Here is a 23712-nt window from a genome sequence, read left to right on the forward strand (position 1 = left end):
AAATGCCTATGCACCCGCAAGGTTCATGCTCATATCCGTGGGATGATCCCGACCGTCCGAGGTGCGTTCTGCACCCTGGGTTTGCTTCTATTTGGCTGCGGGGGAACGCCTGCCCCCGAGCCGTCGACGACGGCAGCAGTGCCACCTCCTCCCATTGCGACCAACGAGCTTCGCGCGCCGGAGTCGTTCGCGAGCATTTCCGACACCGCCGAGCGATCGCGCGCGCTGTTCGCCGAGGCGAGCCGCGTGATGCTTCATCCGCGCTGTGTGAATTGCCATCCCGCGGGGGACTCGCCGCACCAGCGTGACGATATGGCCTTGCACGATCCGCCGGTCGTGCGCGGTCCCGAGGACAAGGGCGTGGTCGGCATGGAGTGCACGTCGTGCCACCAGGAGCGAAACCCCGTTTTGGCGCGCGTACCCGGCGCACCGAAGTGGCACCTCGCCCCAAAGGTGATGGCCTGGGAAGGTCGCTCGGCCGCAGCCATCTGCGCACAGGTGAAAGATCCCGCGCGCAATGGAGGCAAGAGCCTGCAAGAGATCGTGGAACACTCGGGCCACGATCCGCTGGTGGGCTGGGCCTGGTCGCCGGGTGCCGATCGCGCACCGGCGCCGGGTTCGCAAGCGAAGTTTGGAGCGTTGGTCGCCGCATGGGTTGCGACCGGAGCGGCATGCCCGTCCGACAAGTCCGAGAAGGAGGCCAAGCGATGACGACGTTCACGGTACGGGTCAATGGCACCGAGCAAAAACTCGATGTCGACCCCGACATGCCCCTGCTCTGGGCCCTGCGTGATGTCATTGGCCTCACGGGCACGAAGTACGGATGCGGCCAGGCTCTGTGCGGTGCCTGCGTGGTGCACTTGAACGGCGAGCCGGTGCGCTCGTGCGTGACGCCCATCAGCCGCGCGGCGGGAGGCGCGGTCCTCACCATCGAGGGGCTCTCTCCCGATGGGAATCATCCCCTGCAGAAGGCGTGGGTGGAGCTCGGCGTGCCCCAATGTGGCTTCTGCCAGTCGGGCCAGATCATGTCGGCGGCGGCGCTGCTGTCGAAGAAGCCGCATCCGACGGACGCGGAGATCGACGAGTCGCTCGCGGGCAATTTGTGCCGCTGCGGAACGTACACGCGCATTCGCGCCGCCGTGAAAAAGGCCTCGGGGACACCTTGATGGAGATCCAGATCCCGCGTCGTTCCTTTCTCGCGGCATTCGGCCTCACCGCCGGCACCTTGGCCCTGGGCTTCGCCCCGCGCGAGGCACGCGCCGCCCTGCCGCCGACGCCCGGGCTGGCGTCGGTCCTCCCCACGCGCGATGGCGGCCTGACGCCCAACGCGTTCCTGCACATCGCGCCCGACGGCACGGTAAGCGTGATCTGCCACCGCTCGGAGATGGGCCAAGGCATCCGCAGCTCGCTTCCGGTCGTCGTGGCCGACGAGCTGGGCGCCAACATGGCCAAGGTGAAGATCCTCCAGGGCGACGGCGATGCGATCTACGGCGATCAGAACACCGACGGCTCGAAGAGCGTTCGAAACGGTGGCTTCGACGACATGCGCAAGGTGGGGGCTACCGCGCGCATGATGCTCATCGCCGCCGCCGCGAAGCAGTGGAAGGTGCCCGCGGCGCAGTGCGAAGCGAAGGACCACGCGATCGTCCACACGGCAAGCAACCGCCGTCTCGGCTTCGGCGAGTTGGCCGCCCTCGCTGCGAAATTGCCGATCCCCAAGACCAAGGACGTGGTGCTTCGCCCGAGGTCCGAGCTGCGGCGCGTCGGCACGGCCCTGCCCTTGGTCGACGGCCCGGACATCGTCACCGGCCGCGCCATCTATGCGGCCGACGTACGCCTGCCCGGCATGCTCACCGCCGTCGTCGCGCGCCCGCCCGTGGTCGGCGGCAAGATGGAGCGCTACGACGGCACGCGGGCCAAGGCGGTGGCCGGCGTCAAACGGCTCGTCGAGATGCCCGTACCGAAGGGCGCGCCGGCATTTCAGCCTCTGGGCGGCGTGGCTGTCGTCGCGGACAACACGTGGACCGCGCTCAAGGCGCGCGCCTTACTCGACATCACCTGGTCCGCGGGCGAAAATGGCTCGTACGACTCGACGACGTACCGCGAGACGCTCCTCGCCTCGGTGCGCGCCCCCGGCCAAACGGTGCGCAAGCTCGGCGACGTCGACGCGGCCCTCGCCAAGGCCACGCGCAAAGTCGAAGCCGAGTACCACGTACCGCACCTGGCCCACGCCTCGATGGAGCCGCCCGCCGCCGTCGCCCGCGTCGATGAAAAGGGCTGCGAGGTGTGGGCCTGCACGCAGGATCCGCAAAAAGCACGCAAGGAAGTGGCCTCCGCCCTCGGCCTCGACGAGTCCAAGGTGAAGATGCACGTGACCTTCCTCGGCGGTGGTTTCGGCCGAAAGTCGAAGCCCGATTTCATCGTCGAAGCCGCGCTCGTGGCCCGCGCGATGGGCGTCCCCGTCCGGCTCGTGTGGACTCGAGAGGACGACGTCCGTCACGATTATTACCACTCCACGTGCACGCAGCGCCTCGTCGCCGGCCTGGACGAGGGCGGCAAGGTCACCGCGTGGCATCATCGCACGGCCTTTCCCTGCATCCCGGCGACCTTCGACCGGACGAAGACCTTCGGCGACACGCTCGAGCTATCCATGGGGGTGCTCGATTGGCCCCTCGCGGTGCCGAACATTCGCGCCGAGTCGTGCGAAGCGAAATCCCACACGCGCGTCGGGTGGCTTCGCTCGGTGCACAACATCAACCACGCCTTCGCGATGAGCAGCTTCATCGACGAGATCGCGCATGCCCGCAAGGAAGACCCGCGTACGACCCTGCTCGACGTCATCGGACCGCCGCGCCTTTTGCGCAAACCGGAGCTCGGCGTCGACAAAGTGTGGAACTACGACGATACGCTGGACAAGCGCCCCGTCGACGCCGGGCGCCTGCGCCGGGTGGTGGAGCGCGTCACCGAGCTGGCCAATTGGTCGCGCTCGCGCCAATCCGGCTCGAAGAAGCGCGCCCTCGGCCTCGCCGCGCACTACAGCTTTCTCACGTACGTCGCGGTCGTGGCGTCGGTCGTGCAGGACGCGGGGAAAATCCGGGTCGATGAGGCATGGATCGTGGCCGACCCCGGCACGGTCATCAACATGGACCGGGTGCGCGCGCAAATGGAAGGCGCGGTCATCTTCTCCATGAGCCATGCGCTGCATGGCGCCATCACCATGCGCAACGGCGCCGTGGAGCAGTCGAACTTCCGCGACTACCAGCTGACGCGCATCGGCGAGGTGCCGCGCAACATCCACGTCGACATCGTCACCAACGACGATGCACCGCATGGCGGCGTCGGCGAACCCGGCGTTCCTCCGGTGGCGCCAGCCATCGCCAATGCGATCTTCGCCCTCACGGGCAAACGCGTCCGCGAGCTTCCACTGACACGCGCAGGTGTGGTCGCCTGAGAGACGAGAAGAACCATGTCGTCGCCAAGCATCGTCATTCCCCGTCGTTCGTTCCTGGCCGCGCTCGGACTGAGCGTGGGCACGTTGGCCGTCGGCCTCGGCCGTCCCCCAAGCGATGCCCACGCCGCCGCCGTCAGCCCACCCGACGGGGGATTCACGCCCAATGTCTTCGTGCACATCGCACCCGACGGCACGGTGACCGTGTGTTGCCATCGCTCGGAGATGGGGCAAGGCATTCGCAGCTCCATCCCCGTGCTCGTCGCCGACGAACTCGGCGCCGACATGGCCAAGGTGAAACTCGTCCAGGCCGACGGCGACAAGAAATACGGCGACCAGAACACCGACGGCTCGACCAGCGTGCGCAACGGCTTCGACAACACGCGGCGCGTGGGCGCCACCGCGCGCATGATGCTCATCGCCGCCGCCGCGAAGCAGTGGAAGGTGCCCGCGGCGCAGTGCGAGGCGCACGACCATGCCGTCTTTCACACGGCGAGCAAACGGCGTCTCGGCTTCGGTGAACTCGCACCGCTCGCGGCCAAGTTGCCGGTCCCCAAAGAGGCAGACGTCGTGCTTCGCCCCAAGTCGGAGCTGCGGCACGTGGGCACCGCCCTACCCTTGCTCGATGGCCCGGACATCGTCACCGGCCGCGCCATCTACGCGGCCGATGTTCGCCTGCCTGGCATGCTCACCGCCGTCGTGGCACGCCCGCCCGTGGTCGGCGGCAAGGTGGACCGCTACGACGCGGCGCGCGCACGCGCCCTGCCTGGCGTGAAGCGCGTGTTCGAGCTTCCCGTTCCCAAGCGGCCTTTCCGTTTCCAACCGCTGGGCGGCATCGCGGTCGTCGCGGACAACACGTGGACCGCGCTCAGGGCGCGCAGCCTGCTCGACATCACCTGGGCCCCCGGCGACAACGCCTCGTACGACTCGGCGAAGTACCGCGAAACCTTGCTCGCATCCGTGCGCAAGCCCGGCAAAACGATGCGCAACGTCGGCGATGTCGAGGGTGCACTCGCCAAGGCCGCGCGCAAAATCGAGGCTGAGTACCACGTGCCGCACCTGGCGCACGCCTCGATGGAGCCGCCTGCCGCCGTCGCCCGCGTCGATGAAAAAGGCTGCGAGGTCTGGGCGTGCACGCAAGATCCGCAGACCGCGCGCGACGACGTGGCGAAAGCGCTGGGCCTCGACCTCGCCAAGGTAACGATCCACGTGACCCTTCTCGGCGGTGGATTCGGACGCAAATCGAAGCCCGACTTCATCGTCGAAGCAGCCCTGGTATCGCGTGCGGTGGGCGCCCCCGTTCGCCTTCAGTGGACGCGCGAGGACGACATTCAGCACGACTACTACCACTCCACGTGCACCCAGCACCTGGAGGCGGGGCTCGACGCGCAAGGTAAGGTCACCGGCTGGCTTCACCGCACCGCGTTTCCGAGCATCCTCTCCACCGTCCAGGATGCCAACATCACCTTCGGCCAGGCGCGCGAGCTCAATCAGGGCGTCCTCGATTGGCCGCTGGCCGTGCCCAACCTCCGCGCCGAAGTGTGCGAGGCCAAGGGTCATGTGCGCATTGGGTGGCTTCGTTCGGTGCACAACATCAACCACGCCTTTGCGATCAACAGCTTCATCGACGAAATCGCCCACGCCCGCGGCGTGGATCCGCGGGCCAACCTGCTCGACATGATCGGTCCCGCGCGCCCGCTGGGCCTGTCGGAGCTCGGTGTCCCAAGCCTGAGCAACTACGGTTCGTCGCTCGAGCAGCACCCGGTGGACGCCAGCCGATTGCGCCGCGTGGTCGAGCGCGTCACCGAATTGGCCCATTGGTCGGCCTATCAGAAAGACGCCCAATCCGGTTCGAAGACGCGCGCCCTGGGCCTTGCCGCACACCGCAGCTTCGTGAGCTACATCGCCGTGGTGGCCGCCGTCGTCAAAAGCCCCGACGGCAAGATCCGCGTCGACGAGGCCTGGATCGTGGCCGACGCGGGCACGGTGATCCACCTCGATCGTGTGAAGGCGCAAATGGAAGGCGCGATTGTCTTTGCCATGAGCCTGACACTTCATGGTGCGATCACGATGCGGGACGGCGCCGTGCAGCAGTCGAATTTCCGCGATTATCGCCTGGCCCGCATCGGTGAAGTTCCGCGAAACATTCACGTCGACATTCTTCCGAGCGAAGGCCGCCCGGGTGGCGTGGGCGAGCCCGGCGTGCCCCCGGTGGCCCCGGCCATCGCCAACGCGGTCTTCGCGCTGACCGGAAAACGCATTCGCGAACTCCCTCTGTCGCGCAGCGGGCTGGTTTGATAGCGTCGTAGCCCTAGGCTTGGGAGGGCATGATGCGTGATGGGACGAGAAGCGCCGTACATCCGGTCGACGAGATGTTGCCGTTCGGCGCGCTTTTCTTGTACGGGCTGCAACACGTCTTGGCGATGTACGCCGGCGCCATCGCGGTGCCGCTCATTCTATCCAACGCGATCGGACTCACGCACGAGCAGACCATTTATCTGATCAATGCCGACCTTTTCACCTGTGGTCTGGCCACGCTGATTCAAACCTTGGGCCTGTGGAAGCTGCCCATCGGGATGAAAATCCCGCTCATTCAAGGCTGCACCTTCGTCGCCGTCACCCCGATGATCCTCATCGGCAAGACGCACGGCCTGCCCGCGATTTATGGATCCATCCTCGTCGCCGGGACCATCACGGTGATCCTCAGCCCCTACATGGGCAAGCTCCTGGCATTTTTCCCACCGGTGGTCGCAGGCACCATCATCACCATCGTGGGTATTTCGCTCCTGCCCGTCGCAGTGAATTGGGCGGCGGGGGGCAATCCGCACGCGCCCGACTACGGCGATCCGCGTTATGCGGCCCTCGCCTTCGTGGTGCTCGTCTTCATTTTGCTCATCTATCGATTTTCCAGCGGATTCATTTCCAACATTGCGGTCATGTTGGGCCTTGTGCTCGGCACGCTGGTGTCGATTCCACTCGGTTTCACCAATTTTTCCGCGGTGGCCGACGCCGGTTGGCTCGGCATCACCACGCCCTTCAAATACGGGTGGCCCACCTTCGACGGCACGGCCATCGCTTCGATGACCTTGGTCATGCTCATCACGATGACCGAAACCACCGGATCCATGCTGGCCGCGGGCGAAATCGTGGGAAAGCCGGTGAGCAAAGACGATTTGACCAAGGGGCTTCGCGCGGACGGATTTTCCACAGTCATCGGCGGCGTGCTCAATGCATTTCCGTATACCGCCTTCTCCCAGAACATCGGGTTGCTCAGTTTGACCGGGGTAAAGAGCCGCTTCGCCGTGTCGGCCGCCGGCGTCATCCTGATGATCTTGGGACTCTTTCCCAAGCTCGCCGCCATCGTGGCGGCCATCCCGCAGCCGGTGCTCGGTGGGGCGGGCCTTGCGCTTTTCGGGATGGTGGGCGCCAGCGGCATCCGCATGCTCGCCAAAGTGGACTTCGACTCGGGGCACAATCTGATGGTGATCGCACTGAGCCTGGGATTCGGGCTCATTCCCCTTGGGAATCCGCATTTCTACGATCGATTTCCCTCGTGGCTGCAAATGATCCTTCATAGCGGCATCACCGCGGGGAGCATTTCCGCCGTTACGTTGAATCTGTTTTTGAATGGCGTCCGACGCGGCCCGGTCGACGGGGGCGCCAAGGCCGAGGAGTTTCACGCGCACGGGAGCAACGTTCGCGCGCCTTGACTTTCGCGCGCGGAAAACCGATTGGGGGGAATGCTCTTTGCGAATGCGACCATCCTCACGATGAACCCACGGCGCGACATCATCACCGACGGTGGTGTCGTCATCGAAGGAAATCGCATTACCCATATCGGTAAAGCGAACGAGCTCGCCCTGGCGCACCCCGGGCAAAAACGGGTCGACCTGGGTGGGAAGCTGCTCATCCCAGGGTTGATCGATACGCACGTCCACCTCGCCCAGGCCATGCTGCGCGGCTGCGCGGACGAATTCGAGCTCATTCCCTGGTTGTGCGACCGCATCTGGGTCCTGCAGGGCAATTACACGGAGCACGACGGCTACGCGAGCGCGCGATTGTGCATGGCGGAGATGCTCAAGTCGGGCACCACCACGTTTCTCGAGGCCATGCTCGCGCATCGCTACGGGTTCGACGGCATCGCGCAGGCGGTGGAGGAAAGCGGAATTCGCGCCTGCCTCGGCGGCATCGTGATGGACGTCGGGACGTACGCCACGCAGACGGCCGCGATGCACCCGGGCATGATCGAGTCGCGCGAGACGAGCCTGCTCGGCGTGCTGAAGATGCACGAAAAATGGCACGGCCGTTTGAACGACCGGCTCCACGTGTGGTTCGGCCCGCGCACGCCCGGAGGTGTCACCCCCGAGCTTTACCGGGAGATGAGTCACCACGCACGCGAGCGCGACATGGGCATCACCATGCATCTCGCCGAGGTGAAGGCCGATCGGGAGTTCCTTTTGGCGGAGTACGGACTCTCGCCGGTGCACTACGCCGAAAGCGTGGGACTGCTCGGGAAGAAGTCCGTGATGGTGCACATGGTCTGGCTCGACGACGACGACATGGCGCTGCTCGCCAAAACGGGCACCCACGTCTCGTACAATCCGTCGTCCAACGCAAAGCTGGCCTCGGGCATCTGCGACGTCCCACGGCTGCTCGCACGCGGTGTCAACGTGTCGCTGGGTTGCGACGGCGCGCCCGCGAACAACGCCTACGACTTGATCCGCGAGATGAAGTTCGGTGCGCTCATCCAAAAAGCCGTCACGCGCGATCCGAAGGTACTTTCCGCGGAAACGATGCTCGAGATGGCCACCATTCGCGGCGCACGGGCGCTCGGATTGGAGCACGAAATTGGCTCCATCGAGGTCGGCAAGAAGGCCGACTTCGCCGTGGTCGACCTCGACCGGCCGCACACAGCGCCCGCGTTCAATCCTGTTTCCGCCCTGGTTTACGCGGCCACGGGCGGCGACGTCGACACGGTCGTCGTGGATGGGCGCATCCTCGTAGCGGGAGGGAAACTGCTGTCGATGAATGAGGGCGAGGTCATCGAGGAAGCGAAGAAGCACGCGGCGGACGTATACCGGCGTGCGAATATCCCCGCAGGCCCGCGCTGGCCGGTCATTTAGGAGATCACAGGAAGACGGGAAGACGGGAAGGGCTTACGGCAGGGACGGCGCGGAACGCTTCTTGAGGGTTTCCAATTCGCTTAGTGAGCGAATTGAAAATCCCAAAACCCTTCCTGTCTTCCCGTCTTCCTGTAAAATCTCTTCTTCGGAGACTGCGTCGAGCGTCTACCCCAACTGCTTCAACAGCCACGCCGTGCTCTTCTCCAGCACCTTGGGTGAAACGGTTTCATTGAGCTGGGCGTGGATGTCCGCGATGGTGGTCTCGCGCAGCACCGCGCGCCAGGCGCTTTCGGCGCGGTACATGACGGAGGCGATCACGCACGGCCCCTCGGGTAGGGTCTTCGGCGTCGCGGGGATGTTGCGACGGATCTCCGTGCAGTGAAAGGAGCGCGCGTCTCCCTCCACGGCCTCCACCACGTCGAGAAACGTGATGCGGTCGGCGGGCCGCGCAAGACGATACCCCCCCTTCGGTCCGAGCTTGCCCTCGACGATGCCGGCCTTGGCCAGCTCCTGCAGCGCCTTGGACAGGTACTCTTTGGGGATGCGGTGAAACTCGGAGAGCACTTGGGCGGGAACGAATTTTCCTTCAGGTGCCGAGGCGAGAACGCTCAAGCAGTGGAGCGCCCACTCGACCTGGTTACCGAGGTTCACATGCGCATCATACCAAACCGCTGTTCGCAATGCCGAGCTGTTGGTCGTTCGAGCCGGGTACGGCACGGAAGGCGACCGCGAGACGGTTCCACGTGTTGATGATGCCGACGAGCACGGTGAGATCGGAGAGTTCTTTGTCGGAGAACACGGTGCGGGCCTTCTCGTAGAGCGCATCGGGGATGCCGCCTGGGGTGGAGATGTGCGTCACGGCCTCGGTCCACTCTAGGGCCATTCTCTCGCGCTCGGAGAACAGCGGCGACTCCCGCCATATGGCCACGTGATGCAGGCGCAAAGGCCGCTCGCCCGCAATGGTCGCTTGCTTGACGTGCATGTCGACGCAAAACGCGCAGCCGTTGATCTGCGAAGCACGGATGTCCACGAGGTGCCGCAGCCCCGCCTCGATGGACTCTTTGTGGGCGGTCTGAGACAACTCGTACAGCTTGCGAACGGGGGTGCTGGACAGCTCGAAGTACGGCAAACGGCTCGACATGGTGCGGTTTCCTTTCCGGCGAGTCAATTACGGATAATATGTGTCCGTAATACGAACCGACAAGGCCCCTGCCCCGCTCGCGTGGTTTCTCCGGCGCTACCCGCGCTTGCGCACGCTATTGGGCCCCATCTGGGCGGCCGCACGGCGCACGTTGGTGGTCATCAGCCGCAGGGCCGGCAGCGAGGTGCCACGTTTCTGCTCGAGCCACGCGAGCCCCTGCTCCACCGTGTCGAACAGGTTCTTCTCGTAAATCGGGTGAACCCCGGCCCAGCGCATGGCCAGCTGCACGCCGCGCAATTGCGGATCCCGGGTGACGCACGCGATGTACGGGTTGTAGTTCGGATCGTCGGCCAGCTCGGCGAGCTGCTTGCGGCGAATCGCGTCGGGGCGATCCGTGTCGAGGAACAAAAGCACGGCCACGCGCACCGGAAGGCGCGGGCCATGGATCGCGACCTGGCGCATGTCGGAGAACGCAAGCTCCCAATCGTCGTCGCTCACGACGCCCCAGGACCACCAGACGGCGACCCCCAAGTCCCAGTCTGCACGCGAAAGGTACATACGCTCGGGTCCAGTTAGGTTACGGGCGAAACGTTGTTCGCACAACAGCATGGCCCCGCACGCCAGGGTGCGCGGGTACGGAGTGAAAGGTCGTTAGGGTCGGCCATCGGAGCACCCTGCGCTTTAGAGTAGATTGCGGCCGAGCTCGACGAAAATCGCTCCTTTCTCGCGAGAATCCGTGGACATTCGAAGTGTCCATTCGCACCGCAATATGGAATCTTTGCGGGCGGAGCCCCAGGCATAGTAGACGGAAGAGCATGATCTTCCGTGGAATCCCGTTAGGTGCCGCCCTCGCCGGCCTGGTGGCCGTCGCCGTTGGCGCATGCGGGACCGAGCCCACCGGCGTCGAAACATGCCGCCGCATCGAAGAAGAGCGCTGCCGAGCGGCCGCGGCGTGCGGCAACATCGACCTCGACGTGCCAAAGCACAATGGCGATTCCGTCGGCGACAAAGTCGAAGGCTGCATCCTCTGGTACCACGACGCCTGCCTGCACGGCCTCATGAACTCCGAGCCGGACAATCGCTCGGTGGAAGTGTGCATCGAGGCGATCAAGGCCGGCGATTGCAACGTCGTCGCCCACCCCGAGCAGAGCCCTGCCTGCCTCTGGATCGTCCCGCCGGACCGCCGCCCCTCGTTGGACGCAGGCGATGCAGGGGATGCCAGCGACGCGGCCGATTCGGGCGGTTAGGCGCCGTCATCGCCCAAGATTCTGCGGCTTGGCCTGCGTGCGTGAGACCGTGCGTTCCACCGTCATGGCCATGATGCGCAAGGCGCTGAGGGGGCGGCCGCGCTTTTCTTCGAGCCAGGCAATGGCCACGTCGGTGGTGTCGAACACCATTTTTTCGCACTGCGGAGGGGGGCCAACCCAGCGCATGGCCACCTGCGCGCCGCGCAACTCGGGATCGGTCGTGACGATCGCCAAATAAGGATTGTACGCGGGAAGCGCCGACATCTCCGCGAGTTGTTTTCGCCGCATGGCGTTCGGACGATTGCAGTCCAAATAGAGGAGCACCGCGGGGCGGAATGGCAACTTGGGACTATGCGCCATCAACTCGCGCATATCGGCAAATTCGTGTTCCCAGTCTTCGTCCGTTTGGAATCCGGAAACCCACCAAACGGCGATGCCGAACTCCCATTTGCAGCGCGAAAGATACATGTTGGCTTTCTCTTTCGCGCCTGCGCATGCGCAGACGAGTTCCCTCTCCCAATGAAGGAATTGTTACCCCGCTCCGCTTCGCTGGCAAGATCACATCACTCGTCGGCCGGGCCGCCGGGCATGTCTTCCGTGCCTGGATCGTTTTCTTGCTCGACCGCTTCGATCGGTAGGCGAACCCGTTCGGCATGCACGTTCTTGCCCAATTCGACGCGCCAAAACGAAGGCGCGTCACCGCTGCGGCATCCGAGCGTGAGCGAAGGCGATGCCAAAAGCCGGAAATTGCACCCGGCGGGTTGGCGCTCCTCGCTGATGTGGCGATGGCCATGCATCACCAAGGTCGCGCCAATTTCGTTGAAAACCTCGGCGACGGTGCGAGCATCGTCCAGACGCATCCCGATTTCCGATGGCGCGCGCCGTCCGACGCCGTGTGGCAATGGCACGACATGATGATGCAGTGCGACCAAGCGATGTCGCGCTCCCTTCCACTCGGGAGTCTCGGCCACCGCACGCATGTACTCGATTTGTTCGGGGCCGATTCCGCCGTTGTGACGAAAAAACCGACGTTGCGGGCGAGCGCACGAATCCAGCCCGATGAAGGCCACTTCCCCATCCGCTATCACGTTGAACCACGCACCGCATGGTTCGATATCGAGGCCAATGCGCGCGGCAAAGGCCTTCCACGCGGCCCGTTTGCTCTCCGACGAGGGCCGCGGGCGGCCGCTGCCTGCGAGTGGAAACAGGTAAAGATCGTGGTTGCCCGGAATGGCAAATAGCCGGCCCTTGTCCTTCCAACGCTGGAATGCGGCCTCCACCAGCTCGTATCCGTCCCCATCGTCGGTGATGTCACCGGTGACGATCACGGCGTCAGCGTCACTCTCCTCCACGTAGCGCACCGCGCGGAGCAGCCGCACGTTGGAGTTCTTCGGCGTGGCCTGTTGCAACGTGCGCAGGGCCCCGTCGCTCGGCACGGCCTGGGCGAGCGTGTTCGCGCGGCGAGCTTCCAGGCGGCACGCCTTGGCCGCGGCGCGCTCCACGGGGTCGATGATGCCGCCGGACTCGCGCGTCGACGGCACCGCGTGGGCGTAGCCCTCCGGGTCGATCAGCGCGAGGCGCGCGGGACGGGCGCCCTTTTGATGGAGCACGCGCCATCCCGCCTCGGACCATTTTTCCTCGTAACGCGACGAATCCGCGTCGGCGAGGTGAACGCTGCGTTTGACGATGCGGGCCCGGTCGTGAAACGTGTCCCCGAAGGTGGACACGTGCAGATCGGAGACGTGGGCGAGGACGAAGGAGGAGCGATTCACATGCCGGCGAGGATTTTGAAGCTTTCCCCTTCGGGCACGAGCTCCAAGCGATTGTCGGCGACGGTATGCTTCCATTCCTGCGCCTTGACGCCGGGGATGCGGAAGCTCGCCGCGTACGTGTAGTCGACGAAAACCTTGTTGGTCTCGGTGACGGTGACCCGGCGGTAGCGGATTTCGTAGCGGATGTTCGTCGTCTGCTGGAACATCGACGTCATGAACTCTTTGTAGCCGTCGTAATCCAGATCGTCGTCGCCGGCGGAGTTGCCGCCATCCTCGTGGTACTGCGGGCTCACCATCGAGAGGAGGCGGCCCACGTTCCGCTCCTCGACGGCGTGGCGGTAGTCTTCGCAAAATTTGATGATCTTGCGGTTGTCGCCGGTGTCTTCGACGTCAGTGTTGGGGATGTACGACTTCGAGCAACCGAAGGCACCCATTGAAAGGGGCGCGACCGTCAGCAGGAAGGCGAAGGCTTTGGAGCGAAGAGGGGCGAATGGCATGAGTGACATGACGAAAGACGAAACCTTTGACAGGCGCAGCAGATTCCTTGGGACTTCCTTGAAGCTAACCTTAGAGCTAACCCGGCTGTTGGATCAGGGTCAACTTCGCAAAACCCCAAGGTGAAGCGCTTTGGACCTCGGCAGGCGGCTCGGGTGACACGAGGGGGCGTAGGGCGAGGTGGCCCGGCGGTCCCATGCTGGAGGTGCGAGCGCCGATAAAGGCGCTTTGGATGCGGTCAATCTGCGCATAACCCGCCGGCTCGGAGGACACCACGAGCGCGATGGCCCCGGGCTGCGGGGCGGGATAGCCTGCCGCTGCCGCCAGGGCCGCGGACGTGGCGGCCACCTCGTCCACGGCCACGACGACCATGCGATCCGCGTCGCCCGCGCGTACGAGCTCCGCCGCCGCGGCCAGCGCTTCGACGGCGCCGTGAAGACCGCTGGAAACGGCCAGACCGGGGCCGGAGAGGCCGAAAACGACGCCGCATTCGCCGGCGACGGCGTTGGGCGATGTGTAGGGGAACCGCCGCGGCTCCGCGCTGACGCCGCGCTCGCGAACGCGGGCGTCGTAGGTGGCGTTCGTCTCGAGGGTGGCGAGAAAATGGCCCACGACGACGCCCGCTCCGGCGAGGGGCCCCACCTTGGCCTGCAACGCGGCGACGGCCGCCAGGGCAAACCGGCAGAGAGCATCGGTGCGTGACAGTTTGTCAGGTGGAACCTGCGTGAGCTCGGCCAGGACGGCCAGGTCGGGCAGCGCGTCGACGTGAACGGCGCGCGAGAGGTACGCGTCCCGAGGGCGGCGCCGGGATCCGGGCACGGCGGCTCGGGTCACGACGAGGGAGGCGTTCGCACCGCCGAACGCGGCCGAGAGCTTCAAGGCGGTGGCGACGGGTGCGGTTTCGGCGCGCGCGAGCAAGCGCACCGAGAAGCCGGGGTCGATGCCCTCGGCGTGGGCGGTCGCCGGAAGCACGCTGCGACGGATGGCCTCGACGCAGGTGAGCGTTTCCAGCGCGCCGGCGGCGCCCAACGTATGGCCGATCTGCGCCTTGGCCGGGTGAACGACGGGGGTCGCCTCCGGCATGGCGCGCTTCATCGCGTGCCACTCCGCCGCGTCGTTGAAGGGCGTGGCGGTGGCGTGGGCGCTCACGAGATCGACGGAGGCGGGATCGACGCCCGCGTCCGCGAGCGCAGCCGACGCGGCGCGCGCGAGGCCCTGGCCCGTGCGATCCGGGGCCGTGATGTGAACCGCATCGGCGGAGGCGCCGAAGCCCGAGACGAAGGCCAGAGGCGCCCGCGCGCGGGCGGACGGAGACGAGGCGTGCACCAGCGCCAGCAAGGCGGCTCCTTCGCCGAGGGCCATGCCGTCGCGGCCCACGCAAAAGGGACGCGGCGGCGGCTGCGCGGTGGTGGCGCGCAGGGCCTCGAAACCCGAGGCGACGAAGGTGCTCACGCTGTCGAAGCCACCGGCGAGGACGAGATCGCACGCGTCGTGTTCGAGCCAGCGCAGGCCGAGCCCGATGGCCAACGTCGAGGCGGAACAGGCCGTGAGGACCAGGGTGGCCGGCGACAAGACCGGCACAGGCGCATCCTCGGAGAACACGGAAACCATGGGCGCGAAGTAGGTCGCGTCGACGGCTTCTTGCCGCGAGGGTACGTGGCCCGCGCGCAGCGTGGCGAAGAGCTTCTCGGCTCCGCGCATTCCGCCGGCCGACGTGGCCAGCGAAAGCCCCACACGGAGCGAACGCCACTCGGGAAGCGCGCGATCCAAGTCGGCCACGCAGGCGAGAAGCGCGCGTCGAAGCAGCGCCCCCGCGTCGGGCCCACCCTGGGCCCGGGCAGCGAAGGGACGCGCGAACGAGGCACGCGTCAGTTCGTCGTCGACGGCGATCCCCGTCCGCGCCGGTTCACCGGGGGTGCCCATGCACGACGCGTCGGGCCCCTCACCGAGGGCCGAGATGGCACCGTAGGCGACGATGGCCGCGCCTCTCACCGGGGCCACGTTGCGCTCACTCATAGTGCAACGCCTCGCGCATCGGGATCGATGAAGGCCGCCGGATCGGGGCTCTCTTGCGAGAGCGCCTCGACTTCGATTTCGATCTGCAGGCCCGTGCTGCGCTGCGTGTAGACGGCACGATCTCCCGGCCCGGGCTGCACGCGCCGCGCGACCCACTCGAGCCGATCGACCTCCATCTCGCGCGAGGGCTCGGCGGAGAACACCTCGCGCCGCACGGCCACGTAATGGCGCCGCGGCAGGTGCTGCAAGGTCACCGTGGCGCGACCATCGCGCAGGACGAACACGCGCTCGTCGCTGCGGTTTTCCGGCAGCACGATGGAGAGCAGCCGCCCATCGAGCGGCTCGAGGAACCACCAGCGGAAGAAGCCCACGGGCACGTCGTACGTCGGTTTGTCCGACTCACCGCGACGGATCAGATCGAGCGCGGGAACGGCGAAGCGCCATGCATCGTGCGTGACCCACACGTCGAGGGCCGTGCGGCCGCCCGGACCGAGGAGGACCAGCCGCACCGCGCGCCGTGGGTCGACGGCCACGGCGCCGCGACCCTCGATGACCTTGCCGGTGCGCGGCTCGCGCAGTGCGACCCGGATCAACTCGACGTACGGCTCGTTCGGCACTTGGCCGCGCATCTTCTTCAGGTCATCGCGCGCGCGCGTCCAATCGGCCTGGGAGACCACGGGGGACCGAGGCGCCGGTTCTTTCGCACAGCCGCCCATGACTCCTGCCGCAGCGAGCACGATCCCCACGAAAAATCGGCTCACGGCGCGACCAGGCGCAGCGCATACCCGCGCCCTGGGGCCACACCGAGAACCAGCGCATCGGTGATGCGACGGTGCGCGAATTCCGAAACTGCGGCGGCCACCGCGGCGGCGCCCAGCGCATCGTGCTCGCCGCAAGCGCCCTCGCACACGCGCACGGGCACGCCACGCCAGGCGGAGCGCGTGAGCATGTCCTCGAGACCGCGATCCCGGCGCGGAAGAATGACGGATGCACCACCGGCCGGCCCGCGGGGGGGCTCCAGCGGCAGGAGCGGCGAGGCATCGTGGTCGCGCCAGGTGAGTACCTGCGCCACCTCGGCGAGAACCTCGGCCCCGCGCGCCCGCGCGTGCCCCTTCTCTTCGAGGATGACGGCCGCCGCGCCCTCGGCGCGCAGCTGATGCTCCGAATTGCGCTCGGCGGAGCGCTCGAACAGGATCGCGATGCTCCGCTCGACGATGTCGCTCGCCTCCTCGTAGCCACCCGCCGCGATGACGTCGGCTTCCCCGCCCTCCACCAACTCGATGGCCTGCGCCCATGCGCTCTCGCCGCTCGCCGCCAGATCGGACGTGGCCAACGCCGGGCCGCCGAGGCCCAAGTAAATCGAAACGTGGCCCACCGGGGAGCTCGGCACCAGATTGGGAAAGTCCGCGGGGCTCGCCAAACGCGGTCCCTTCTCGAACAGGCGGTGCATGAACGCCGCGGATGCGGAAATGGTCCCGAAGGAGCTGCCCAGAATGACGCCGAGGTCCTCGCCCGGGCCATGCGCCAGGGCGCCCGACTCGTGGTACGCGCGCTCCACCACCAACGCGGCCATGCGCGAGGAGCGATCCAGCCGGCGCGCGCGCCCCAGGTCGAGGTGCGCCCCGAGATCCAAGGTCACTTCGCGCGCCCGCTCCCCGGCGTCGCGCTGCAAAAGCTCACCGCAATCGGTCGTCCCGTAGAGGCCGCGCGGCGTGAGTGCGGCGGCGCCGGTCACCACCACCTTGCGCCCGCGGCGATCGCGCGCCGGGACGAGCCCTGGCTCGGTGAAGACCAGGGCACTGTCCATCCCGCCGAAGCCGAACGAATTCGTGAGCACGGCCCGCACCCGAGCATCGCGCCCGACACCGGGGACGTGCACCAAGGAACAATTCGGATCCGGCTCCTCGAGCCCCGCCGTGGGCACGAGGGATTGCTTGTGCACCGTCAGCGCCGCGATGCCCGCTTCGATGGCACCGGCCGCGGCCAGCGTATGGCCAATTTGGCCCTTGGAGCTCGACACCGGAATGCGCGCGATCTCGTGGCCCAGCGCCAAACGCAGCGCCGCCGTCTCCATCGAATCGTTCAGCGGCGTGCCGGTGCCGTGCGCATTCACGTAGTCGACGAGGCTCGCATCGAGCCCCGCTTCGTCCATGGCCGCTCGGATGATGCGGCCCGCGGCCACGCCCGTGGGCTCGGGGTTCGTGATGTGGTGCGCCTCCGCGCCGAGGGCCCAGCCCGCGAGCTCCGCCAGCGGCTCCGCCCCGCGCGCGAGTGCACGCGTGGAGCGCTCGAGCACGAGAAAGCCCGAGCCTTCGCCCAAGTTCAAACCGCGGCGTCGCCGATCGAACGGGCGGCACGGCTCCGGATCGATCGCCGCGAGCGCATTGAAGCCGCTCAATGTCAGCCGGCAAAGGCCATCGGTGCCACCCGCCACCACGGCATCGACCCGGCCCGACAAGAGCCAATTGGCCGCGACCAACAGCGCATTCGCTCCGCTCGAGCAGGCGCTGGCCACGGTGCGGATCTGCCAGAAGGGCCCGATGGCTTCGTCGAGGCAATCGCCCGTGGACGTCAGCGGATGCGCGAGCATCTCGAGCTGCGCCTGCTGCGAGTCGGGGCGCACGTGAAGCTCGGCAAGGCGCGCTTCCGTCTCGAACATGCCGCCGGTCGTCGCCCCCACCACGAGCCCGACACGCACGCGCCGCGGATCGAGTCGCGCCTGCGCCATGGCTTCGCGCGCCGCATGGAGCGCGAGCAGCGTGGAGCGCGACCAGGCGCCGCCTCGGTACTCTTTGGGGGCGGTCTCCAACGTCAGGCCGCGAACAGCACCACCCAGCGAGGCGCGCTGGCCCGTCGTATCGAAGAGGTCGATCGGAAAAATTCCGCGCTCGCCCCGTCGGAGCGCGGCCCACGTGGCCTCCCGCGTCTCGCCCACGGAGGTGACCAGACCGACGCCGGTCACCGAAATCCGAAGCGGCTCGCTCACGGAATCCTCGCTATGTCGCGCTGGATGGGAAAGAGGCGCTGGGGCCGCCAGCCAACGGGACCCCGTCCTGCGCGCCTTGGTTGCGCAGGATGTACTCGGCGAGCGACGCGACGGAGCGGAAGATGGGCCGCGCCTCGTCCCCTTCCGGGATGCGCACGCCAAAGGTCTCCTCGATGCTCATGGCGAGCTGCAACGCGTCCAGCGAGTCCAGCCCCAAGCCTTCACCGAAGAGTGGAGCCTCGTCCTGGATGCTTGCGGGATCTTTCCCCTCTAGGTTGAGCTCGCGAACGATAAGCTGTTTAATCTGGGCTCGGATAGTCGACTCTGCCATGAAGACGCGCAGCATAGCGCGTCTTCCCCGAAACGGGGACCTCCTAAACCGGAACCCGCTCGGATGGGTCGATCGTGCGCTCCTGGGATTTCGGCGCCGGAGCGCGCTCTGCTGGAGCCGATGGCGCACGGGGCCCTAGCTCATTTCCCGAACCGCCGGGCCGCTTGAAGGCGACGCCGTCAATCGTGAAAACCACGAATGCGCCCGCCAGAGCCCACGGAACGAGCACCAACGCGACGCGCTTGGCCAGGTGCATATTCCGATCATAGGAGGTGATCCCCCCGTGCGCTACCCCGCCCCCCTCGGCGGAGTCTACTTTCTCGGATCTTTTGTGACCGCCTGTCCCGTTGGCGCGGCTCCCGTTGCATTTTCTCGCGTGCGTGGCGCTGGCGTACCGGGTTAGCTTCCATGCATGGGCACACTCGTCCACTACGCTACCGACAAAGGCGTCGCATTCCTGACGCTCACCGATCCACCGGTGAACGCCTACACCTTCGAAATGTTCAAGGAGCTCGACGCCGCTATTTTGGAAGCGCGCTTCGACGACGACGTGCACGTCATCGTGCTCACCGGCCACGGCGAGAAGTACTTCTGCGCCGGCGCGAACATCAACATGCTTCGCGAATCCGACGAGAGCTTCAAATACTATTTCTGCCTGCACGCCAACGAGACGTTGTGCAGGCTCGAGCAGACACCCAAGCTGGTCATCGCCGCGCTCAACGGTCACGCGGTCGGCGGAGGGCTCGAAGTTGCCCTCGCCTGCGACCTGCGCGTCGCGCGCACGGGCCCCTTCCTCGTGGGCCTTCCCGAAGTGAACCTCGGCGTGCTCCCCGGCACCGGCGGCACCCAGCGCCTCGCACGCCTCATTGGCCGCTCCAAGGCCATCGAGATGATGGCCGAGGGCCAGAACGTGCCCTTCGAGGAAGGCGTGCGCCTGGGCATCATCAACAAATACTGGGAGTGCCCCAAGATCGACGACTTCCGCCGCAAGGTCGACGAGTACGCCCACGAATTCACGCCACCGCACAAGGCGGCGTTCGCCGTGGGGCGCATCAAGCGCAGCGTTCAGAGCGGCCTGGAAATGAGCCTGCTCGAGGGCCTCGCCTTCGAACGCGAGCTTCAGGCCGAGCTTTTCGCGAGCTCCGACGCCAAAGAAGGGCTCACCGCGTACACAGCCAAGCGGAAGCCCTCCTTCAAGGCGAAATGACTACTGCACGACGAAATGACCTTGCGGCGGGAAGCTGCGTTTCGAATTAAGATCCTCGCTTCAGTCCAACCGCGGCAGCGAAATAATCCCGGCGAGGCCGGCGCCTTCGCCCGCCATCTGATACGAGGATCGCCAAATGTCATGGCGACTCTCCTCTGAAAAGCGGGCATGGCGGCGGCCTTGTCGCGCTGCCGCGGTTCGACCTTCAACGAGAGTTTCAACCAGGAACGTAGCCTCCCGCAGTAACGTTACTGGCCGCCGGGCAGGCAGAAGCCCGTCTGCGGATTGCACTGCGCGCCCTGGATGCAGTCCACGGCGCTCTGCTGGCAGGGGAACGCGCACTTTTGGTACTGCGTGTTGCAGCGTGCGAGGCCGCAGGCCGAGTCATTCTGACACGGGAACGCGAGCGCGCCGGGGACGGCCATCTGTCCCGGCTGCGACTGCGACGGCGGCGTGGGGCTCGCGCCCGTGGGGGCCGGCTGCGGGTACTGCTGCTGCGGATACTGGCCTTGCGGCTGCTGGCCCGGCGGGTATTGCCCTTGCGGGTATTGACCCTGCGGGTACTGCTGGTACTGACCTTGCGGCGCAACCGGCTGAGGAGAGTCCTCTTCCTTCTTGCACGCAGCGATGATGACGATGCCCATGGCGACGGCGCCGAGAGTTCCCAAAGCCTTCATGAAAGTCCTCCGCAAAGTGAGGCACTAGGTAATCGTTGCGACGGCCATCGGTCAATCTTCGTTACAAAGGTCCGCTCCCTCACGGTTGCGTCGGCACCCCCGTGCAGCTTGCTTTCGTTGCGACCTTGGCGTTCCTCGTTGCATGCCGGCAAGGTGATCCGCCAACGGCAGGCATCTCGAGCGCTGCGCCGCTCGCACTGGCAACACCTCCGCCGCGCAACGACAGGGACGCATCTGCGCCGCGCGATGCAGGGGCTCCATCCTCTGCCCTGGATGCGGCGGTGTCCGATGATCCAAGCCTTCCGCAGACGCACGACCGCCCCAATACCGACGCGGCGTTCGACGCGCGGGTGCGCGCGCTCTTCGACGGGATCGTGAACGACGACCCCGATCGGGCCATGCCCTTCTTTTTTCCTTTGCCCGCCTACCAACAGGTCAAGGCCATCGCCCAGCCCGAACGCGACTGGAAGCGGCGCCTCGTGGCCCTCTACACGCGGGACATCCACGCCCTTGCCAAAGAGCTGGGCCCCGACGCGCGCTTCGTGCGGGTGGAGGTCCCTCGTCAGGCGCGCTGGGTGGAGCCCGACGAGGAGTACAACCGCATCGGCTACTACCGCGTGTATGGCACCCAGATCTTCTGGGCCTCCCGCGATGGCAAGGAGCACGCATTCCGCATCAGCTCGATGATCTCCTGGCGAGGCCAGTGGTACGTCGTGCACTTCACCGGCTTCAAGTAGTCACGGATCGATCACCAAGGTGCCAAAGGCCTCCGGCACGTGGAAATTCGGCGACTTCGTGCGCGCGGGGCTGAACGCCAAGTAGCGGCGCGGCTTTTCTTTGCCCTCCATGCGAAAGAGCCCGAGTGGCAGCCGTGCGCCCGCCGAAAGCGCGGCCACGATTTCCGGCGCGGCGATGGCCACTTCGATGATCGCGCTCTTGGTGGCCGGATCTCGACTCGTCCCCATGCGCAGGTTGCCCGACCATTTCGTATCCCATTTTCTCCTTTCGCCTTCGGCCCAGATCAGAATATCGAAGTAGTGGCCATGAGGTCCTAATTCGATTTCGGCATAGCGGCGTGGGTTCTTGGGATCGGGTGCCAGAAAAAGCTCCACGCAGTTTTCTTGGTGCAGCCCTTCCCGCTCCACCTCGATGGGGCGCGACATGTCGGTGTTCGGTTCCAGCGACTCGAGGCGATAGGCGGCATACAACGCCTCGTTCGACCAGGCGAAGCGAACATGCGTGGTCACCCCGGTCGACGCGCCCGAGTAATCCGTGTCGAAGGCGATCTCCGGCGCCCGCTTCCAGATGGCGTCGTCGAGCTTTCCGTCGATCGTCGGTGTGCCCCTGACGGCGTGGGCCTCCGGCTTCGTTTCCCCCGCATCGGGCTTCGCGGTGTCGGCGTCGTCCACGCCTTCCTCGAGCGTGAATCCGGCCATCGCGTAGAACGGCGCCTTCCGGGCCACCCCGAGGAGTGCCGCACCGTCGCCCTTCACCTCGGGCGATGCGAGGTCCACGCCGAACTTCTTCGCGGCCGCCTCCAGCAACGGCGACGTGCGATGCCCACCGAGCTCCCGGGCCAGATCGGAGCGGTCCCAGTAGCCGAGCAGCTGCGCGCCCACGCGATCGACCAAAATGGGATTCACGCCCCCGACGGCGAAGTTCTTGGCGCTCGGCACGAGCTTCTGAAAGCCGTCGCCCGCCATCGCCGGTGCCCCTTCCGCCAGCACGGCATCCGGCGCCTCGACCTCGAGAACGTCGGCGATGCGCTCCGCGAAGGCTTCCAGCGCCGCCACGTACGCCTCCCGCGTCTCCGTGCCGCGCTTTTTCGCGTCGAGCCACGGATTGAGCTCGCGGTGCATGCGCCACTTCTGGCGAAACGCCGGCGCCTTGTCGGAAAGCATCACCGTGCCCTGCATGCCTTTGATGCCCAGCGAAAACACGGCGAATCGATGCGCCTTCGCCTTGGGGAGCGACAGGAAAAGCCCGTGGTCGAGGTGCTCGGCGAGGAGCTTCGGAATCATCAAGGTCGGGACGCTGGTCTTCTCCATCCCGGAGAGCCCGATGGCCTTTCCCGGCTGCGTGCCCTGCACATCGAAGACGCCGTCGTCATCCATGGCCACGAGCGGCACGTGCTCTTCGTCGGTCATCTTCTTGTAGCCGGAGACATCGATCAGGCGCTCCCAATCCGCATGGGTGGCCCCCCACCCTTCCGCCACGGTGATGTTCACGTGGCCGCGCCCGCGCAGGCAACGAATGACCCCGCGCACGAACTCCGGATCGGTGATGCGCCCGCGCAGGCCGTCGTCACCGCCGCTCTTCTTGGGATCCTTGAACCAATCGAAGCCGCCCAAGTTCGGCTTGAGAAGCACCGGCGTATCCGGGGAGCGGACCGGCACGGAGGCCTGGCAGATCCGCTCTCCGAGCTCGCGCGGGCTCCCGCCTTCGAGCACGGTGACCGGCGCCGGCGCGTGAAGGCGCTCGCGGTTGCGCGCACGCCACCGCGCCACGTCGATCGTCTCGGCCCCGGCCACCTTCGCGCCGCCACCGTCGTCCCCCAAGGGGAGGCTGTCGCGCTCGTGCACGGACGCCGCCGACACCAGATCGGGGGCCGCGTCCACGCCGACGGCGGCATCGTGCGCCTCAGCCGTTGCACTCGAGCCGCTCGCCCCGCAACGCGCGCAGCCACTCGAGGCGAGCGCCGTCCCCAGCGCGAACACGCAAAGAGGATGCGCGCTCAATCGTGCGACAACCTGGAAATGAGCCCGATGTGGGCGGGAAATGCGCGCGCCAGCGTGTCCTTCTTGGCCAGCTCGAAATCGGCGAAATCGAAGCCGGGTGCGACGGTGCAACCCACCAGCGCGTATTCGCCGCCGTCCTTCAATTCGGAGGCAAACCAACTCCGGGCGCCAACCACGGATTGAAACGACTCGCCCCGTTCGGGCTCCGCACCGAGCGTGTGGGTGTGCAGCGTTCCATCCTCGCCAATCTCGTGCACCAACAAGGTATCGCCCGCATAGAAGTGCCAGATTTCGTCGGATTGAATTCGGTGAAATGCGGAATATTCACCATTACGAATTAAAAAATAAATCTGTGTTGCCGCACTGCAGTCGCCGGCGAACCCCGGGGGCAGGGCGTCCTTTCGTACGGTCAGCGCCGCACGATAGGTCTGCCGAAAGGCACCACCCTCCGGGTGAGGCTCGAGCTGCAAATGCCGAATCCAGTAGTCCGCCGTGTGTCTCATTGCTTCTCGCTCCCGTTGTTTGTCGTCG

22 protein-coding genes are annotated in these 23712 nt (G+C 66.3%); 9 read left to right on the top strand and 13 right to left on the bottom strand.

The features are described from left to right. The first annotated feature begins 42 nt into the window (after positions 1 to 42). Genes LVJ94_22195 through LVJ94_22220 form a run of 6 tightly spaced genes read left to right on the top strand, consistent with a single transcriptional unit; the run spans position 43 to position 8571 of the window. On the top strand, positions 43 to 711 hold the full coding sequence (locus LVJ94_22195) for an Isoquinoline 1-oxidoreductase subunit (GenBank protein WXB09927.1): 669 nt from the start codon (positions 43 to 45) through the stop codon (positions 709 to 711). Next, positions 708 to 1166 (top strand): (2Fe-2S)-binding protein, encoded by a 459-nt coding sequence (locus LVJ94_22200; GenBank protein ID WXB09928.1) that lies wholly within the window; start codon positions 708 to 710, stop codon positions 1164 to 1166. Before LVJ94_22195 ends, LVJ94_22200 begins: the two co-directional genes overlap by 4 nt. Beyond that, positions 1166 to 3451 (top strand): molybdopterin-dependent oxidoreductase, encoded by a 2286-nt coding sequence (locus tag LVJ94_22205; protein ID WXB09929.1) that lies wholly within the window; start codon positions 1166 to 1168, stop codon positions 3449 to 3451. The genes LVJ94_22200 and LVJ94_22205 overlap by 1 nt, the downstream gene beginning before the upstream one ends. A gap of 15 nt (positions 3452 to 3466) precedes the next feature. Beyond that, positions 3467 to 5746, top strand: a complete 2280-nt coding sequence (locus LVJ94_22210) for a xanthine dehydrogenase family protein molybdopterin-binding subunit (GenBank protein ID WXB09930.1) — start codon at positions 3467 to 3469, stop codon at positions 5744 to 5746. Between the two features lie 29 nt (positions 5747 to 5775). Further along, on the top strand, positions 5776 to 7158 hold the full coding sequence (locus LVJ94_22215; GenBank protein WXB09931.1) for a purine permease: 1383 nt from the start codon (positions 5776 to 5778) through the stop codon (positions 7156 to 7158). A gap of 30 nt (positions 7159 to 7188) precedes the next feature. After that, positions 7189 to 8571 carry an amidohydrolase gene (locus LVJ94_22220; GenBank protein WXB09932.1) on the top strand — a complete coding sequence of 461 codons (1383 nt, stop codon included), beginning with the start codon at positions 7189 to 7191 and terminating at the stop codon, positions 8569 to 8571. A gap of 165 nt (positions 8572 to 8736) precedes the next feature. Here LVJ94_22220 and LVJ94_22225 read toward each other — a convergent pair whose 3' ends face one another. The 3 genes from LVJ94_22225 to LVJ94_22235 form a co-directional block, all read right to left on the bottom strand. Further along, a complete protein-coding gene (locus LVJ94_22225; GenBank protein WXB09933.1) occupies positions 8737 to 9222 on the bottom strand; it encodes an Rrf2 family transcriptional regulator in 486 nt (161 codons plus the stop codon). Between the two features lie 7 nt (positions 9223 to 9229). After that, positions 9230 to 9712 carry a carboxymuconolactone decarboxylase family protein gene (locus LVJ94_22230; GenBank protein WXB09934.1) on the bottom strand — a complete coding sequence of 161 codons (483 nt, stop codon included), beginning with the start codon at positions 9710 to 9712 and terminating at the stop codon, positions 9230 to 9232. A 96-nt stretch (positions 9713 to 9808) separates the two neighbouring features. Next, positions 9809 to 10270: a hypothetical protein gene (locus LVJ94_22235; protein ID WXB09935.1), complete on the bottom strand. Its 462-nt coding sequence runs from the start codon at positions 10268 to 10270 to the stop codon at positions 9809 to 9811. A gap of 257 nt (positions 10271 to 10527) precedes the next feature. Between LVJ94_22235 and LVJ94_22240 the strand changes: the two genes are divergently transcribed. Further along, a complete protein-coding gene (locus LVJ94_22240) occupies positions 10528 to 10959 on the top strand; it encodes a hypothetical protein (GenBank protein ID WXB09936.1) in 432 nt (143 codons plus the stop codon). Between the two features lie 6 nt (positions 10960 to 10965). On the opposite strand, the gene LVJ94_22245 is transcribed toward LVJ94_22240, so the two are convergent. The 7 genes from LVJ94_22245 to LVJ94_22275 all read right to left on the bottom strand — a co-directional run bounded on the left by LVJ94_22245 (position 10966) and on the right by LVJ94_22275 (position 18559). Beyond that, positions 10966 to 11427: a hypothetical protein gene (locus LVJ94_22245; GenBank protein WXB09937.1), complete on the bottom strand. Its 462-nt coding sequence runs from the start codon at positions 11425 to 11427 to the stop codon at positions 10966 to 10968. 95 nt (positions 11428 to 11522) lie between these two features. Next, positions 11523 to 12731 carry a metallophosphoesterase gene (locus LVJ94_22250; protein WXB09938.1) on the bottom strand — a complete coding sequence of 403 codons (1209 nt, stop codon included), beginning with the start codon at positions 12729 to 12731 and terminating at the stop codon, positions 11523 to 11525. After that, entirely contained in the window at positions 12728 to 13237 is a 510-nt protein-coding gene (locus LVJ94_22255) for a hypothetical protein (protein ID WXB09939.1), read from the bottom strand. Before LVJ94_22255 ends, LVJ94_22250 begins: the two co-directional genes overlap by 4 nt. Before the next feature lie 67 nt (positions 13238 to 13304). Continuing rightward, a complete protein-coding gene (locus tag LVJ94_22260; protein WXB09940.1) occupies positions 13305 to 15227 on the bottom strand; it encodes a 3-oxoacyl-ACP synthase in 1923 nt (640 codons plus the stop codon). Between the two features lie 11 nt (positions 15228 to 15238). After that, positions 15239 to 16003 carry a hypothetical protein gene (locus tag LVJ94_22265; protein ID WXB09941.1) on the bottom strand — a complete coding sequence of 255 codons (765 nt, stop codon included), beginning with the start codon at positions 16001 to 16003 and terminating at the stop codon, positions 15239 to 15241. Next, on the bottom strand, positions 16000 to 18228 hold the full coding sequence (locus LVJ94_22270; protein ID WXB09942.1) for a beta-ketoacyl-[acyl-carrier-protein] synthase family protein: 2229 nt from the start codon (positions 18226 to 18228) through the stop codon (positions 16000 to 16002). The genes LVJ94_22265 and LVJ94_22270 overlap by 4 nt, the downstream gene beginning before the upstream one ends. 10 nt (positions 18229 to 18238) lie before the next feature. Continuing rightward, on the bottom strand, positions 18239 to 18559 hold the full coding sequence (locus LVJ94_22275; GenBank protein WXB09943.1) for a phosphopantetheine-binding protein: 321 nt from the start codon (positions 18557 to 18559) through the stop codon (positions 18239 to 18241). Positions 18560 to 18971: 412 nt separating this feature from the next. Between LVJ94_22275 and LVJ94_22280 the strand changes: the two genes are divergently transcribed. Then, positions 18972 to 19766, top strand: coding sequence for an enoyl-CoA hydratase/isomerase family protein (locus LVJ94_22280; protein WXB09944.1), 795 nt, complete (start codon positions 18972 to 18974; stop codon positions 19764 to 19766). Between the two features lie 248 nt (positions 19767 to 20014). Here the strand turns inward: LVJ94_22280 and LVJ94_22285 are convergent, their stop codons facing one another. After that, positions 20015 to 20443 (bottom strand): hypothetical protein, encoded by a 429-nt coding sequence (locus LVJ94_22285; GenBank protein ID WXB09945.1) that lies wholly within the window; start codon positions 20441 to 20443, stop codon positions 20015 to 20017. 101 nt (positions 20444 to 20544) lie between these two features. Here LVJ94_22285 and LVJ94_22290 point away from each other — a divergent pair, with 101 nt between their 5' ends. Continuing rightward, positions 20545 to 21180, top strand: coding sequence for a hypothetical protein (locus LVJ94_22290; GenBank protein WXB09946.1), 636 nt, complete (start codon positions 20545 to 20547; stop codon positions 21178 to 21180). Here LVJ94_22290 and LVJ94_22295 read toward each other — a convergent pair whose 3' ends face one another. Then, positions 21181 to 23181 (bottom strand): DUF362 domain-containing protein, encoded by a 2001-nt coding sequence (locus LVJ94_22295; GenBank protein ID WXB09947.1) that lies wholly within the window; start codon positions 23179 to 23181, stop codon positions 21181 to 21183. After that, positions 23178 to 23684, bottom strand: a complete 507-nt coding sequence (locus tag LVJ94_22300; GenBank protein ID WXB09948.1) for a cupin domain-containing protein — start codon at positions 23682 to 23684, stop codon at positions 23178 to 23180. Before LVJ94_22300 ends, LVJ94_22295 begins: the two co-directional genes overlap by 4 nt. Positions 23685 to 23712 lie beyond the last annotated feature (28 nt).

Source organism: Sorangiineae bacterium MSr11367 (assembly GCA_037157805.1).
GTDB lineage: Bacteria > Myxococcota_A > Polyangia > Polyangiales > Polyangiaceae > Pendulispora > Pendulispora rubella.